Below are 16417 nucleotides of genomic sequence, written 5' to 3' on the forward strand. Positions count from 1 at the left end.
AAAATTAGGATATCGGTATGATAATGACAACCTGGGTGCCCGATGGCTTTCCGTCGGTTTCCAGGTCGCGCACTTCCACACGGATCGTTGTGTTCAGCACGCGGTTGAAAACATCCACCCTGTCGTGCGACAAACTCATGCCCATTGATTTGTGTTCTTTGCGACTGGACGCGGACTTCAGTTCCCGTGCTCTCTGCCGGCCCACACCGTTATCGGTGATGGTGATGTGCAAATCAACTCCCTGTTTGCTGAGGGCCACTTCCAGTTTTCCTCCTTTTGCAATGGGCCCGAGTCCGTGCAGGATCGCATTCTCCACAAATGGTTGTAACAGTAGCGGTGGTATCTCATAATACTCGGTGTCGATCTCCGGATCCACCGTGATGCTGAATGAGAACTTGTCTTCGAAACGCAGCACCTCCAACTCCAGGTACAGTTGCAGGGCGTTCAGTTCTTCCTGGATGGTCACCTGGCTTCTTTCGGAGTTAGACAGGATCTGTCGCATCAACCGGGCGAACTTGTTCAGGTACTTACCGGCCGATTCGTCGTGGTGCATCAGCACGAAATGCTGGATGGAGTTGAGTGCATTGAAGATGAAGTGCGGGTTGAGTTGCGCGCGGATGGCCTTGAGCTCTTGTGTGGCCAGCCGGATCTCGTTCTCCGCCTTTTCCCTTTCACGCTTTTGCTGGGTGCGGATGCGGTACCGGACCAGTGTGAAGATGGTACCCCCGATGACCAGTACGGTTAACACCACAAACCACCATTGAAGGTAGAAGGGCTTGTCGACCAGGAACCGGAAGGTTGCTTCTTTTACACCCCAGATGCCTTCGTTGTTGGAGCATTGAACGCGGAACGTATAGCGCCCGGGCGGGATGTTCGGATACCGGGCCATGCGGTCGGATGTGGCTGGTGACCATTCCTTTTCAAATCCTTCCAGTTTGTAGCGGTACTTGACGGTGGTAGGGCGGGTGAGACAAATGCCCTGGAAGTGAAAGGTGAGGTTGTTCTGGCTGGCCGGTAACTGCACGGGCGACCGGAAGAATGTATCGGTATATGCCAGCTGCAACCCGGTGAGGTGAATGGAGGCGGGCACTTCATTTCTCACATATGCATTCGGGTTGAAGTGAATCAGTCCGTTCACGGTGCCAAACCAAAGGCTTCCGTCTTCTTCTTCCCATGCGCTGGGGCCGTTGGTTTCCACGCCTAGAAAGCCTTCTTCATACCCGTATTTCCTCAGCTCGATCCGGCCTTCCTGTTTCCATGCGCGCAGGTCCATGCGGTTCAGTCCCTGGTTGGAACCGATCCACAGGTATTTCTCCTGGTGGTCTAGCAACAGTGTGTACAGCAGCCCGGAGCTCAAGCCTTCCTTCACACCGATCACACCGGGTTTTGTTCCGGGTTTGTAAATACACAGCCCGTCCATCGTGGCGAGGTAATAAATGCCGTCATGATCTTGTAAGATACTTAGTACCGCATTGGTGTGTAAACCCAGTTGGATGGTCATGTCTTCCCAAACGCCGTCCTTTAACCGGAACACCCCACCCAGGAAAGTTCCGAACCAAATGTTGTGATCCCGGTCTACCATGATGTTCCAAACATCATAGTCTTTTTCTCCCTGATGAAGGTCGGTGGAAGTGAATTGCCATGCACCCCGGTTGTCCTTTACCATGTGGGTAACGCTATTGTGGTTGCCCAGCCAGTATTCATGGTCGGAAACCTGGCAAATGGCGGTGACCGAGTCGGAGCGCAGTCCGTTGGTTTTGTCATACCTCGTATGGGTACCGGTCTGAGGGTTATAGATCAGCAGGCCTTTGTCGGTGCCGGCCCAAATGTTTCCCTGCGTGTCTTCATGCAACGACCATGCATCACAGGTTGGAAGGGGAGGTGTAACCACCCGCTTCCCAACCATGTACTGTATTCCTTGTTTGTTGGCATACCAGAGCCTGTTCTTTCGGTCACGCAGGATTTCGTATACAAAAGAACTTTTCAGGCCGTCTTTCTTTTGGTAGGTTACGAACTCGTCGGTGCGGTATCGGAAGAGCCCGTCGTATGTTCCGATCCACAGATTGCCTTCGCGGTCTTTGAACAGTGTTTGTACCAACGCCGCATTGATGTCGTCTTTCAGTACATACTGCTCAAAATCATTTCCTCCGTGCCAGAGGAAAAGCCCCTTGTTGGTGCCCACCCAGCATTGGTTGCGGATGTCGAAAGCAAAGGCCAGTACGGTGGCATCCTGGAATCCTTCTGGTAAGATGATGTTTTCGACGGTGGGTTGACCGGCATTTTCTTTCAGAACGGAAATCTGGGAACCCCGGCCGACATACAGCACCTTGTGAATGGTGTCGCAAAACAGGGCGGTGGTCTTGGGTCCGTCAACACCGGCCGGGAGTTGAATCGGAGTGATGATGTTGTTGGCGAAATGGTACAGACCGTCATCTGTTCCAACCCACAGGTCGTTGTTCCAACCGGCTCGAAGTTTCAGGATGTTGCCATTGCCCAACGGTGCGGGAGCGGGAGTGAACGTGCTGTCTTTCCATTCACCCATGCCTTTCGGGGTAGCCACCCACAACCTGCTGTGGGTGTCATAAAGGAGGTAGTTGATCTGGTTGTCGGGTAGCCCTTCTGTTGTGCGATAGGTGTTCAGTTGGATGGGCATGTTGGGCCATGGCATGTGTCGACTGCAATTGAGGCCGTTGAGCGTTCCTATCCATAGGTTGCCTTCATGATCTTCGGCGAAAGATGTGACCCAGTAGCTGGCCAATCCGTCTTTTTCGGAGAAGTTGCGGAAGTCGAGTCCGTCGAAGCGGCTCATGCCACCGTATCCACCGCTCCACAGGTAGCCTTTGCTGTCCTGGAAGATCTCGTATACGTGGATGAACGGGAGCCCCTCCTTTACCGAATAGTTCCGGAAATTATGGGTTTGACCGAACAGTTGTCCCGAAGCGGGTAGCAGGATCAGGAAAAGGGATATGATCCGGATCCCTGCTCTCATTTTTGCCCGGGTTGGTTCTGGCTGGTCAGTGCATTCCACCCCTGGGCTTGCAGCGGTGTGAGTGTACCCGACTGTGTGACGAGGTGAGCACCCTCCACTTTTTCCGTCATGTGACCGATCACGGTGAAGTCGGGGTGGTTACGGAGTTTGTCGTAGTCTTCCTGGGAAATGGTGAACAGGAGTTCATAGTCTTCCCCGCCGTTCAGCGCGCATGTGGTGGTGTTCAGGTTGAACTCTTCCGCAACGCGTATGGTGGTTGCATCCAGCGGGAGCTTCTCCTCATACAACCGGCATCCGAGTTTTGAAGCTTTGCAAAGGTGAAGGGCTTCACTGCTCAGGCCGTCGGAAATGTCAATCAACGATGTGGGGCGGATGCCGAGCTTGGCCCATTCCTTTATAATATCGATGCGTGCTTCGGGTTTCAGTTGCCGTTCCAGGATGTAGTCGTTTCCGGCCAGGTCGGGTTGGATGGCAGGATTGGATTGGTACACGGCTTTTTCTCTTTCCAGGATTTGCAGACCCATGTATGCGCCGCCCAGATCACCGGTAACCACCAGCAGGTCGCCTTCGGTCGCACCGCTGCGATACACCACCTGATCCGGATAGGTCTGCCCCATTGCTGTCACGGAAATAACAAGCCCGGACTGTGAAGAGGTGGTGTCGCCACCTACCAGGTCAACGCCATAACGCTTGCATGCAAGGTAGATGCCACTGTACAATTCCTCCAGTGCTTCCAGTGAGAAGCGGTTGGAAATGGCAATGGATACCGTCACCTGCGCGGGAAGCGCATTCATGGCTGCGATGTCTGAAAGGTTCACGGTGATGGCCTTGTAGCCAAGGTGCTTCAGCGGGGTGTAGGTCAGGTCGAAATGAACCCCCTCCACCAGCATATCGGTAGATACCAGGAAGGCGTGGTCACCGGACAGGATCACCGCTGCATCGTCACCGATGCCTTTGCGGGTTTCTTCGCGGGTGGTTTCATAAGCGCCTGTCAGGTGGTCGATGAGACCGAATTCTCCCAGTTCATTGATCTCGGTACGGATGGGTTTGTCTTCTATCATGTCATTTGAAAAGTTGAACAACTTTACATACTTTTGTCCTGATGTTCTTATTTAGAATTAATCTAAATAAGAATAATAACCTTAAGTTGTTCAAAATGATTAAGGTAACAGACAAAGCTAAGGAAAAATTGGTCATCCTCATGCAGGATGAAGGATTCGACCCGGAAACGAGTTACGTACGTGTAGGCGTTTCGGGTGGCGGCTGTTCCGGTTTGATGTACAAGCTGGAGTTCGACCGCGAAGTGAAGAACGAGGACAAGACCTTTGAAGACCATGGCATCCGCCTCGTGGTGGACAAGAAGAGTTTTCTATACCTCGTGGGAACCGAGCTGGATTATTCCGGCGGATTGAACGGAAAGGGATTTCAATTCATCAATCCCAATGCCAGCCGTACCTGCGGATGCGGTGAAAGCTTTGCGGTTTGAACGAAGTAAATGCCCCTACACCATGCCTGAACAGAACGATATACTAGAAGAATTCACCCAGGGCGAATACAAATACGGATTCACCAGCAACATCGAAACGGAGGCCATCCCCAAGGGATTGAATGAGGATGTGATCCGCATCATCTCCGCCAAAAAGAACGAGCCGCCCTTCATGCTCGAATGGCGCCTGAAAGCCTACCGTTACTGGCTCACCCTGGATGAGCCCCGCTGGGCACACGTGCAGTACACTCCTGTTGATTACCAGGACATCATCTACTACGCAGCACCCAAGAAAAAGAAAGAACTGAAAAGCCTTGACGAGGTGGATCCCGAATTGCTGGAGACTTTCAGCAAGCTGGGTATTTCACTGGAAGAACAAAAACGGCTCACCGGTGTGGCCGTAGATGCGGTGATCGACAGCGTATCGGTGAAAACTACCTTTAAGGAAAAGCTCGGCGAACTCGGCATTATCTTCTGCTCGTTCAGTGAAGCCGTACAGGAACACCCCGAGCTTGTGAAGAAATACATGGGTTCCGTGGTGCCTGCAGCCGATAACTATTTTGCGGCCCTCAACTCGGCCGTATTCTCAGATGGATCCTTCTGCTACATCCCCAAAGGTGTGCGCTGCCCGATGGAACTTTCTACATACTTCCGCATCAATACCGCTGGTACCGGACAGTTCGAACGAACCCTCATCGTGGCGGATGAAGATAGCTACGTGAGCTACCTCGAAGGTTGCACCGCACCCATGCGCGACGAAAACCAACTGCATGCAGCCGTGGTGGAAATCGTGGCATTGAAAGGAGCGGAGGTAAAATATTCCACCGTTCAGAACTGGTATCCGGGAGATAAAGAAGGCAAGGGCGGTATCTACAATTTCGTTACCAAGCGCGGCATCTGCCTTGGTTCACATTCGAAGATCTCCTGGACACAGGTGGAGACCGGATCGGCCATCACCTGGAAGTACCCGAGCGTTTTGCTGAAAGGTGATCACTCGGTGGGTGAGTTCTACTCGGTGGCACTCACCAACAACCGCCAGCAGGCCGATACCGGAACCAAGATGATCCACATCGGGAACAACACCCGTAGCACCATCATCTCCAAGGGCATCTCCGCCGGCTTCAGCAACAACAGTTACCGCGGACTGGTAAAGATCCAACGCGGCGCCAACAACGCCCGCAACTTTTCCCAATGTGATTCACTGCTCATGGGCGACCAGTGCGGTGCACATACCTTCCCGTACATCGAGGTGGAAAACCCCGGTGCGCAGGTGGAACACGAAGCCACCACATCCAAGATCGGCGAAGACCAGATCTTCTATTGCAACCAACGTGGCATCGACACTGAAAAAGCCATAGGGCTGATCGTGAACGGCTACTGCAAGGAAGTGCTCAACCAGTTGCCGATGGAGTTTGCGGTTGAAGCACAGAAACTGCTCGCGGTTTCATTGGAAGGAAGCGTGGGGTAAAAATTAGGAATTAGGAATTAAGAATTAGGAATTGAAAAGGATATGCTGACGATCAAAAATTTACACGCTTCCATCAACGGAAAAGAAATCCTGAAGGGTTTGAACCTGGAAGTGAAAGCCGGTGAAGTGCATGCCATCATGGGACCCAACGGTTCCGGAAAAAGTACCCTCTCATCGGTGCTGGCCGGTAGGGAAGACTATGAAGTGACAGCCGACAAACTTGAGTTCCTGGGAAAGGATATTTCGGAAATGAGTCCGGAAGACCGCGCCCGTGAAGGCCTGTTCCTGGCTTTCCAATATCCCGTGGAAATTCCGGGTGTAAGCAATGTGAATTTCCTGAAAACCGCCATCAATGAGATCCGCGCCTACCACGGACAGGAACCCATCGAGGCGAAGGAGTTCCTCGCCAAGCTGAAAGAAAAACAAAAACTGGTGGAACTGGATGCACAGCTCGCCGGCCGTTCCGTGAACGAAGGTTTTTCCGGCGGTGAAAAGAAGCGCAACGAAATTTTCCAGATGGCCATGCTGGAACCCAAACTGGCCATCCTCGATGAAACCGATTCAGGCCTCGATATCGATGCACTCCGCATCGTGTCCAAAGGTGTGAATGCCCTCAAGAGCCCGGAGAACGCCACCATCGTGATCACCCACTACCAGCGCCTGCTGGATTACATCGTGCCCGACGTGGTGCATGTGCTCTATAAAGGCCGCATCGTGAAAACCGGTGGCAAGGAACTGGCCCTTGAGCTGGAAGAAAAGGGTTACGATTGGATCAAGGAAGAAAACGTACAGAACGCATGAGTACCGCCACTGCCACATCGTCCCAGGAAGAAAAGAAGAAGGCATTCATTGACGGACTGGTGCGTTCGTCTGCCAAAGCCTTGCCTGTTATTGCCGATGAAGCACGCAAGGCATTGCCGGATCTGCAGCTTCCCAACCGCAAGACCGAGGCCTGGAAGTATACCCCCATCACCGCCCTCCTGAAAAAAACCTTTGAGAAAGCCGATAACCAACCGGCCGACCTGAAGGCATTGGATGTTCCTTTTGCCCAACAACAATGTGCCGTGGTTTCCAATGGTGCGCTGCCTGCGGGTTTTCACGTGGAACAGGACGGGATCTTTATCGGTGGCCTCAGCGAAGCCCTCAAGCAACACGGCGACCTGGTACGCCAACACCTGGGCTCGTTGTCGGAACACAAGACGGAAATATTCGCTGCATTGAACACCCTGCACGCCTCCGATGTGACCGTGCTGATTGCACCTGACGGGTGCGAGGCGGAAGCACCGGTGTACCTCACACAGGCCATCACAGGCGCGTATGCTACATCTCCCAGGTACCTGGTGATCGCAGGAAAGAACAGCAAGATCAACGTAGTGATCACACAGGCATCAACATGTGAAACCGGTTTCACCAATTCGGTAACGGAAGCCATTGTCGCCGAAAATGCCGAACTCAACATCTGTTATCTGCAACAGGACCAGGGGCTGCAGGTGTACCAGACCTGGCTGTCGCAGGCCAGGGACAGCCGCGGTGGTGTACATACGTTCACGCTTGCCGGTCAGCTCGTGCGCAACAATGTGTATGTGCAGCTGAACGGCCGCAACATCGAATCACACCTGAACGGTTTGTACCTGACACAAGATGGTATGCATGTAGACAACCACACCGTGGTGGATCATCGCCAGCCCGATTGCATGAGCGATGAGTTGTACAAAGGTGTTTTGGATGGGAAATCAACCGGCGTGTTCAACGGAAAAGTGTTTGTAAGACCCCACGCCCAAAAGACCAATGCGTTCCAGTCGAACCGCAACATCCTGCTCAGCGATCAGGCCACTGTGAACTCCAAACCCGAACTCGAGATCTATGCCGACGATGTGAAGTGCAGCCACGGTTCAACCACCGGACGCCTGGATGAAGAAGCCATCTTCTACCTGCGTTCGCGCGGGATCGGTGCCGACCGTGCCATGCGGCTGATGTTGCAGGCATTCGGTGAAGAAGTGCTGGAAAGAATACCTTTTGAAGAAGTAAAGACCTACGTCCACTCGAAACTCGAGACCATTTGAACCCATGGAAACGGAAGTCGTGACACAACATAAAACCAACCTGCCGGACGTGTATAAGATCAGGGAAGATTTCCCGATCCTCTCACGAAAAGTGAACGGCCAGCCCCTGGTGTACCTCGACAACGCCGCATCTTCCCAGAAACCCATTCAGGTGATTGATGCGGTGGATGCATACTACCGCAACGAACACAGCAACATCCACCGTGGTGTGCACTACCTTAGCGCCCATGCCACCGAACGCTATGAAGAGGCACGGGGCAAGCTGCAACGGCACATCAACGCGGCGCATGCGCATGAGATCATCTTCACGAAGGGCACCACGGATTCCATCAACCTGGTGGCCTCCAGCTTCGGTCGCAAGCACCTGAAAGCGGGCGATGAGGTGCTCATCTCCACGCTTGAACATCATTCCAACATCGTTCCCTGGCAATTGATCTGTGAAGAGAAAGGTGCCCATCTCCGCGTACTTCCGGTGAACGATGCCGGCGAAATTGAAGTGGATCGGCTGACCGGAATGCTGACCGACAAGACACGCATCGTAGCCGTGAACCATGTGTCCAATTCGCTCGGCACCATCAACCCGATTAAAGACATCATTGCCCAGGCACATGCACGTAACATACCGGTACTCATTGACGGTGCACAGGCGGCACCGCACCTGGCCATTGACGTGCAGGAGCTGGACTGCGACTTCTATGCCCTTTCATCGCATAAAATGTACGGTCCCACCGGTGTAGGCATTCTGTACGGAAAAGAGGCATTGCTGGAAGACATGCCGCCTTACCAGGGTGGCGGTGACATGATCAAAACCGTCACCTTTGAAAAGACCATTTACAACGAATTGCCCTTCAAGTTTGAAGCGGGTACACCCCACATCGCAGGCGGCATCGGATTCGGTGCGGCGGTCGACTACCTGCAACACATCGGGATGGATGTGATCGCTGCCATGGAAGACGCATTGCTGCAACAGGCGACAGAAGCCATGCAGGCGATCGATGGTTTGCGCATCATCGGTACCTCACGCCACAAGGCAGCGGTGATTTCTTTCCTGGTAGGTAGCACGCATCCCTATGACACAGGTACCATCCTTGACCAGATGGGCATCGCCGTGCGTACCGGACACCATTGCACCGAACCCCTGATGAACCGCTTCGGGGTTCCGGGAACGGCACGTGCATCGTTCTCTTTCTACAACACGGAAGAAGAAGTGGTGCGCCTGGTGGAAGGCATACGGAAATCGAAACAGATGCTTGAATAACCATGTCCATCGAAGAAACAGAACAAGAGATCATCGACGAGTTTTCATTCTTTGAAGACTGGTCGGGCAAATATGCGCATATTATTGACCTAGGGAAATCGCTAAATCCAATGCCTGATGAGGAGAAGAAGGAACAGTTTTTAGTAAAGGGTTGTCAGGCTAAAGTTTGGCTTTATCCGCGTTTCGAAAATGGCAGGATTTTTTTTGATGCGGACAGCGATGCTATGATTACAAAAGGAATTGTTTCATTAATGGTGCGTGCACTTTCGGGTCAATCGCCCCGAGACATTTTGGACTGCAAGCTCAGGTTTGTGGATGAGATTGGTCTGAAAGAGCATTTAAGCCCGATGCGCTCGAACGGGTTGGTCTCCATGATCAAACAAATGAAAATGTACGCACTGGCCCTATCCGCCAGGTCTGCATAAGGAGGTAAGGATGGAACTGGACAAAGCATTACTCGAACAGCTGGTCATAGAAACGATCAAAACGTGCTACGACCCTGAGATTCCTGTGGACATTTGGGAACTCGGACTGATCTATGGCATCGACATCGACGATGAATCCAACGTGATCGTTACCATGACGCTTACCAGTCCGAGCTGCCCCGTTGCCGAAACCCTTCCCGCAGAAGTGGAGCAGAAGATTGCAGGTATGGCGGAAGTGAAAAGCGCCAAAGTAGAACTGACGTTTGAGCCGCCGTGGACCAAAGACCTGATGTCGGAAGAAGCCATGTTCGAACTCGGATTCATGTGATCCATGACAGACGAAATCATCAATAAAGTTGCCGGGAGCGGGTTGGTCAACATCGAAATGGATGACCTGTTGCCGCCGGGAGAAAGGGTGCTGCTGGACATTGCTCCCGCGTTGTTCGAAGGTTTGTTGCTGCGCGAAAAAGACTTCCGTGCATTTGTGGCCGAGCATGATTGGGAACAGTATCGCGGCAAGTTTGTTGCGGTGCATTGTTCGGCCGATGCCATTGTTCCCACCTGGGCATATATGCTGGTTGGTGTGCACCTCGAACCGGTGGCAGCCGGGGTTGTGTTTGGTACGATGGATGATTTGTTGCGTGAACTTTTCCGGGAGGCGATTCAAAACCTGGACGTTGAAACTTATCACGATAAGCGCGTACTGATCCACGGATGCGGACGCATTCCCGTACCTCCCTCCGCTTTTCTCGACATATCGGTAAGGTTGAAACCGGTGGTCAAAAGCCTGATGTTCGGCGAAGCTTGTTCAACAGTCCCGATTTTCAAAAAAAGTTTGTAGTTTCTGGTTTGTTGTTTGTAGTTCGGCCGTAGAAACGATCGGTCAAGCGGATGCATACTTGGATGTCAGATGTCAGACCTGAGACGTAAGTCCCATTTGCTATTCATAGTCCGTCACTCATCATTCCCTCAGGGGCACACCAATCCCCGCCCCTGCCTGCCGACCCGAAGGCCAGCGTAACGGCAGGCAGGCCAATTCAAGTTACAACAATGATCAATGTGAGATGGGATAACGTTGTGCCGGAACTTGCGGAAGTAAGAATGAGCAGCGATTTGAAAATGTGGTAATGTGGCAATTTGAAAATTGAGGTTCGCGGCCAACGGACATAAACCCCGACGTTGTGTATTAGACATCAGATGCAATCCGGCATTAGGATGGACGATCCAACTTGAGACTTGAGACTCGCGACTTGCTTGCCCGCCATAGCTTTAGCGAAGGCGGGCGACTCTCAATATAAATGTCCCAGATGAAGCGCAAGGGAAATCAACATGCCTGCGATGCTGACAATGATCAGTACATCCGAAAGGGAGAGCTTATGCGCAGACGCTAGCTTTGCGGGGTGGAGAAAGAAATTGCCGGCATCCGACCATAACCTGCGGTAAAAGACCATAGGCTGTTCTTTCTGACGCATGCGCGTGTGGGTGATCAACTGGATGGCAAGCGCGATCAGCATCAGCAACACACATGCCAGGCTGATCCATCGTTGCTGGTTCAAAAGGAGTTGACGGTTGCGGGATAACTCGCGTTCCTGGCCCAGGGTTTCTTCCATGCTTTTCAGCAAGGCATCTTCATTAACCGATAACTGTGCTTGCAAAGAACGGATGCTGTCACAATCCGACTGACCATCCATTTTTCGCAGCAATTCATTGCGTTGTTGCCTAAGGTCATATGTTGCGCCGATACCCGCCTGTGCAGGTAGTATACAACACCCAAACAGAACCATCAACAGGAAGCGGAACACGTGCTTAGAAATATGCGCCATAGGCAATGAATGTGGGGCTGAAGCGTAATGCCGGTGCCGGAAATTTAAAATAGTTCACATAATGGGCAATGGTGCGCCATACCTTGCGCTCGGGTGGGAACAAAGCAGGCAGGTCATAATCAAAGGCCAGATAAAATTCGAGGTTGCCTGCGCCGTTTCCATCCATCTCTGTATCTACGCCAAACCCGGCAGCTACCGCGAGGAAGTCGGGCCACCACTTCTCTGCATATTCACCCAGATATGCATTCGGTTTGAAAGTGATCCAATAGGTTTGGTTGATGTAGTCGTCGTTCCATGCATTGGCACGCGCATGCGGGTTCACCGATTCGAAGTAGTGATTGCTGCGTTTGAAATAACTCATCTTCACATCCGTGGTTCTGAGGAAGGGTACATACATTTTCCCGACCGGGTACAAACTGCCTGCGCTGCCGGCTATCATATCCCACGGACTGAAACCCCATCTGGGTGCAAAGCCGTCTTTTACTTCAATGGCAAGCTGTACAAATGTGCCAAAACCTGCACCATACAGGGTGGCTTTTTCCTTTGAAAAATTGCACCATCGAAGCGCCTGTGAATATAAATCGGAGGCAAGCATCCCGCCATAAAAGTGCCCGAACTTATCTATGTTGATGGCATACTTCAGGTCTTTGCCCTGGTCGAAGTGGAAAGCCTGGGCCTTTTCTTTCCACCAGGTATTCTGAAGGTACAGATACGATGCACCCAGTGTAGATGCTGCGGCTCCGCAAACCAGCGCGAACCGCCCGCGTCGGATCCCTTCGGTATCAACACTGTCTTTTGTTCCGGCTGATGCGTTTCCCGCAGAAACGGATAGCAAGCACCCTGTCAAACAAATAAGCAAAAGCCTTTTCATGGGCACAAATGTAATGAATGCGGAGGGAGGAATGAGTCTCAAGTTTCCCGCCTTTGCCAAAGCTATGGCGGGCAGGCAAGTTGCGAGTTTCAAGTTGCCTGCCGTCGCCACGGGTACGCAGCGAACAACAAACAACGAATAACCAATCACTAACAACCAATAACCAATACACTACCTTTGCCCCCGAAATCATTGAACCATACCCCATGCCCATTCCTCCACATGTAGCCAGGATACGTGAATGTATAGGTCACGAAGTGCTGCTGTTCCCTGCAGTGGCAGCCATTATCCGAGATGAGAATAACCGTGTTTTGCTCCAGTTTAAAGGTGAAAAATACGGTTGGAGCCTGCCCTCGGGTATGATCGAACCGGGTGAAACTCCTTCGCAAACCCTGGTGCGGGAAGTACAGGAAGAAACCGGATTAATTGTAGCACCTGTGCGCCTGGTGGGCGTATTCGGAGGAGCGGTGTACAGGCATACATACGAGAATGGTGATCAGGGAGAACCCACCGTGGTGGTGTTCGAATGCCGGGTAACCGGCGGGGAATTCGGTGCATACACCGATCCTGAAACACAGGGCCTCGACTATTTCGGCGAAGACGAATTGCCGGAACTGGTGAATCCCTATGATGTGGACATGTTGTTCGGAAGGAACCATTCGTTCTTTTGTTGATTTCTCCTTCCTCCCATCATTCTTAAAAATTCGATACCTTTCCTGTTCAACTCCAAAACGGGTCTTCATGAAAATGTATCTCTTGGCGTTTTTGCTTTTGCTGGGTATGGGTGCCTGCACAAAGGAAGGAACAGGAGGGAAGGCTTCTGTTTCAGGTACTGTGGCCCATCACGGAAAAGCCATTCCCAATGCGGTTGTGTATATCAAGTACGGTGCGAAAGAACTTCCGGGTACCTCAGCAGATGCTTTCGATGATCATGCCACAGCGAGTACCCCAGGTGCGCTTTACAGTTTTGAAGGTTTGAAGAAAGGCTATTACTATCTCTACTCTGTTGGGTATGACAGCACCATCGCCGAAGTGGTGACCGGTGGGATACCCATCGTGATCAGTGACAAACATGCAGCACTGGAAAAAGATATTCCGGTTACCGAGTAAGCCATCGGTACACATGCTGCCCGTGGTTGCCGGCGCGGTAATCATGTCTGCGTGCGCCACCGACCCGAGCCTGGCGCCGCGCAAACCCAGCGGCTTTCCCGCCAGCGTGGAAAAGATCATCGTACCCAAATGCGCGATCAGCGGTTGCCACAATACCGAAAGTCGCGATGCTGCATCGGGCCTTGCCCTGGAAACCTGGGACCAACTCTTTGAAGGTACCCGCGATAACTCCGCCGTGGTGCCCTTCCGGCCCGACTTCAGCTTTCTTATGTTCTTCGTGAATACCTACAGCGACCTGGGGCCCTCCATTATTCCCACCATGCCGCTTGACGAAGCACCGTTGACACGTGATGAGGTCACCACCCTGCGCGACTGGATCCTGGCCGGCGCGCCCAACGACAAGGGAGAGGTGATGTTTTCCGGCGACCCCGACCGCAAGAAAGTATACGTGTTCAATCAGGGGTGCGACAACGTAGCGGTCATCGATGCCGCCACCAACCTCATCATGCGGTATGTGGATATCGGGCATGACGTTGCCATCGAATCACCCCACCGCGCCCTCATCTCACCCAACGGAAAATATTTCTATGTGTGCTATACAGCCGGACAATACTTTCAGAAGTATAGCACAGAAGATGAAAGCCTCGCGGGAGAAGTAAACCTTGGAACCGGTAATTGGAACTCCTTTGCCATCAGCGACGACGGAAGCAAGGCTTATGTGATCGACTGGTCGGCCAACGGTACCATCGCGGTGGTGGACCTGATCAACATGAAAGTGCTTGTACACTACAAAGGATCCGGATTGTTCCAATGGCCACACGGCAGCGCCATGCGCGATGTGAACACATTGTATGTGACTGCGCAGACCGGCAACTTCATGTACAAGATTGATGTCAGTAATCTTTCTTCACCTGATATCGAGGAGATCATCCTGCAACCCGGAGAGCCCAAAACCGTTGCACCGAAGTATGACCCGCATGACGTACGCTTTTCGCCCGACCGTTCGCAATATGCGGTTACCTGCCAGAAATCGAACGAGGTCCGTTTTTTCAATTCAAATAATGATCAGCTGATCGCCACGGTGCCGGTGGGTACCTATCCGCAAGAGATTGAATTTTCCACTTCCACCGATTATGTGTTTGTATCCTGTATGGAGGACCAGACCACTACGCCGGGCAAACGCGGTTCAGTGGCTGTGATCAATTATAAGACCCACGCCCTGGTTAAACTTGTGTACACGGGTTTTCAACCCCACGGCCTCATCCCCGATGATGAAAAGCAATGGGTGTATGTGGCCAACCGCAATGCGGTGTCTGACGGTCCGGCGCCGCATCACACAACCGAATGTGGCGGAAGAAACGGATACCTGACCATCCTCGACATGAACACGCTGGAACTCGTGCCGGGTTATAAAGCGGAATTGTCGGTGGACCCGTATGCAGTTGTAATACGTGAGTAAGTTTGAAGGTGGTAGTTTTTACTTTGTAGATAACCACAAACCACAAACTAAATCTATCTCACCACCCTGAAGCCGTTGTTGGAAAAGGATGCCTCTTTCTGCACCTGACCGATGTCAATCGAGTTAGAGAAGCCACAGGCGTCTTTGTAACACCACCAGGATCCGCCCCGTGTGGTCGCAATGTTCTCCATGCTTTTCATGGAAGCCGGTACATCGGAACAAAACTCCCATACATTTCCATAGACGTCATACAACCCGATCGGATTGGGTTTGAAACTTCCCAACGGACTTGTGGTGGAGTAGCCTTCGTTCAGATCGGCTGCGGGATGCGTGACCCCTTGCCCGATGTTGGCGTATTCCGAAATGTTTGTATTGCTTTCCCCGAAAAAATACTTCCGGTATTCCGAACCACCGCGTGATGCGATTTCCCATTCATCAACCGTTGGCAGTCTCACCTTCGCCCACATGCAATAGATCTGCGCATCCTGGAAACTGATGCAGGTAACGGGGTGATCCATTTTGTCTGCAATGCCTCCCTGGGACCCACCGTTGGGGTATCTCCAGTTGGCGGTTGGATCCTGTATCCATTCCGATGTATCGGTCCCTTCCCTCCATACAAACGCATCTTTTCTTCTTTCGGCAAGGGTGATGTAGCCCGTGCTGTTCACAAATTGTTCGAAGTCACGGTTGGTTACTTCATGCCTGCAGATCTCAAATCCAAGTGTCTTTGTCACATGGTAGGGATTGAATGCATGGCCTTTTTCACCCACCCAGTACTCACCCATCGGGATCTTCACAAATTCGGAAAGAGCTGAAAATTTGCTGTTGTAATAACCATTTGCCAGACCCAGTATCTTCTCATAGTTCGTTTTGGTGAAGGGGATGGATCTTTTGTACAACGCTTCCGAAAAATCGGGTAAACCTTCGGGATAAAGTTGCTGGTAGATGTCGGACTCAATGAAGGGCATGTAGCCACGGCTCATCAATTCGCAAAGAAGGGTAACCAAATACGGGTCCTTCACCTTGCTTTCGCGGGATACCTCGATCAGCCACGGAATCATCTCGTACGCATCCAGGTTGGTGATCATGCGTTTGAATTCCGTATTGATCTGGCCTGAAATTTTGATGCATTGCGAGATCATGGCAATGGTCTTGTCCCGGTTGTTCACCAGCGCTTTCCGTTGCCGGTCGCTCATGGTGAATCCATCACCCCGGCGTGGTTGTGCGGCGGGGATTTTTTGCAAAATATCTTTTGGAAGAGAAGATGCGGAACCGGATGAGGTATTTGATTCCGGATGGTAAAATGCGTGGATGAAATGTTCAACAAAGTTCAGGCTTTCAAATTCTTCCTCGGTGAGTTTGGCAGACCCGTCTTTGGAATTTTTGTTTGCCAGCATGGCTTCAAGTTTCTCCGAAGGCGGCACGCACGGCGGCATCACATCCAGCGGGTAGGGAATTTGATGGG

16 protein-coding genes are annotated in these 16417 nt (G+C 52.0%); 11 read left to right on the forward strand and 5 right to left on the reverse strand.

What is annotated here, in order from left to right:
* Positions 1-4: 4 nt before the first annotated feature.
* Together H6585_00105 and thiL are read right to left on the reverse strand one after the other, a co-directional pair.
* Positions 5-2989 (reverse strand): histidine kinase, encoded by a 2985-nt coding sequence (locus tag H6585_00105; GenBank protein MCB9446726.1) that lies wholly within the window; start codon positions 2987-2989, stop codon positions 5-7.
* Positions 2986-4050, reverse strand: a complete 1065-nt coding sequence (gene thiL, locus H6585_00110) for a thiamine-phosphate kinase (GenBank protein ID MCB9446727.1) — start codon at positions 4048-4050, stop codon at positions 2986-2988. Before thiL ends, H6585_00105 begins: the two co-directional genes overlap by 4 nt.
* Before the next feature lie 95 nt (positions 4051-4145).
* Here thiL and H6585_00115 point away from each other — a divergent pair, with 95 nt between their 5' ends.
* The 8 genes from H6585_00115 to H6585_00150 are packed head-to-tail and all read left to right on the forward strand — an operon-like array spanning position 4146 to position 10530.
* Entirely contained in the window at positions 4146-4475 is a 330-nt protein-coding gene (locus tag H6585_00115; protein MCB9446728.1) for an iron-sulfur cluster assembly accessory protein, read from the forward strand.
* Positions 4476-4497: 22 nt separating this feature from the next.
* Positions 4498-5943 (forward strand): Fe-S cluster assembly protein SufB, encoded by a 1446-nt coding sequence (sufB, locus tag H6585_00120; protein ID MCB9446729.1) that lies wholly within the window; start codon positions 4498-4500, stop codon positions 5941-5943.
* A 42-nt stretch (positions 5944-5985) separates the two neighbouring features.
* On the forward strand, positions 5986-6744 hold the full coding sequence (gene sufC / locus H6585_00125; GenBank protein MCB9446730.1) for a Fe-S cluster assembly ATPase SufC: 759 nt from the start codon (positions 5986-5988) through the stop codon (positions 6742-6744).
* Positions 6741-8006, forward strand: a complete 1266-nt coding sequence (gene sufD / locus H6585_00130) for a Fe-S cluster assembly protein SufD (protein ID MCB9446731.1) — start codon at positions 6741-6743, stop codon at positions 8004-8006. The genes sufC and sufD overlap by 4 nt, the downstream gene beginning before the upstream one ends.
* Positions 8007-8010: 4 nt before the next feature.
* The gene (locus H6585_00135; GenBank protein ID MCB9446732.1) at positions 8011-9264 is read left to right on the forward strand and encodes a cysteine desulfurase; all 1254 of its coding nucleotides are present in this window, start codon (positions 8011-8013) and stop codon (positions 9262-9264) included.
* A gap of 2 nt (positions 9265-9266) precedes the next feature.
* Positions 9267-9689 (forward strand): SufE family protein, encoded by a 423-nt coding sequence (locus H6585_00140; protein ID MCB9446733.1) that lies wholly within the window; start codon positions 9267-9269, stop codon positions 9687-9689.
* A 10-nt stretch (positions 9690-9699) separates the two neighbouring features.
* Positions 9700-10017 (forward strand): DUF59 domain-containing protein, encoded by a 318-nt coding sequence (locus tag H6585_00145; protein MCB9446734.1) that lies wholly within the window; start codon positions 9700-9702, stop codon positions 10015-10017.
* 3 nt (positions 10018-10020) lie between these two features.
* On the forward strand, positions 10021-10530 hold the full coding sequence (locus tag H6585_00150) for a DUF2480 family protein (GenBank protein ID MCB9446735.1): 510 nt from the start codon (positions 10021-10023) through the stop codon (positions 10528-10530).
* Positions 10531-10978: 448 nt separating this feature from the next.
* Here H6585_00150 and H6585_00155 read toward each other — a convergent pair whose 3' ends face one another.
* The gene (locus tag H6585_00155; GenBank protein MCB9446736.1) at positions 10979-11512 is read right to left on the reverse strand and encodes a hypothetical protein; all 534 of its coding nucleotides are present in this window, start codon (positions 11510-11512) and stop codon (positions 10979-10981) included.
* Positions 11496-12383 carry a DUF2279 domain-containing protein gene (locus H6585_00160; protein MCB9446737.1) on the reverse strand — a complete coding sequence of 296 codons (888 nt, stop codon included), beginning with the start codon at positions 12381-12383 and terminating at the stop codon, positions 11496-11498. Before H6585_00160 ends, H6585_00155 begins: the two co-directional genes overlap by 17 nt.
* Before the next feature lie 206 nt (positions 12384-12589).
* Between H6585_00160 and H6585_00165 the strand changes: the two genes are divergently transcribed.
* The 3 genes from H6585_00165 (at position 12590) to H6585_00175 (ending at position 14952) form a co-directional block, all read left to right on the forward strand.
* Positions 12590-13057: an NUDIX domain-containing protein gene (locus tag H6585_00165; protein MCB9446738.1), complete on the forward strand. Its 468-nt coding sequence runs from the start codon at positions 12590-12592 to the stop codon at positions 13055-13057.
* Between the two features lie 67 nt (positions 13058-13124).
* The gene (locus H6585_00170; protein ID MCB9446739.1) at positions 13125-13493 is read left to right on the forward strand and encodes a hypothetical protein; all 369 of its coding nucleotides are present in this window, start codon (positions 13125-13127) and stop codon (positions 13491-13493) included.
* Positions 13456-14952, forward strand: coding sequence for a hypothetical protein (locus tag H6585_00175; protein MCB9446740.1), 1497 nt, complete (start codon positions 13456-13458; stop codon positions 14950-14952). The genes H6585_00170 and H6585_00175 overlap by 38 nt, the downstream gene beginning before the upstream one ends.
* Before the next feature lie 53 nt (positions 14953-15005).
* On the opposite strand, the gene H6585_00180 is transcribed toward H6585_00175, so the two are convergent.
* Positions 15006-15920: an SUMF1/EgtB/PvdO family nonheme iron enzyme gene (locus H6585_00180; GenBank protein MCB9446741.1), complete on the reverse strand. Its 915-nt coding sequence runs from the start codon at positions 15918-15920 to the stop codon at positions 15006-15008.
* Between the last annotated feature and the right edge of the window lie 497 nt (positions 15921-16417).

This window comes from Flavobacteriales bacterium (genome assembly GCA_020635855.1).
Classification (GTDB): domain Bacteria; phylum Bacteroidota; class Bacteroidia; order JACJYZ01; family JACJYZ01; genus JACJYZ01.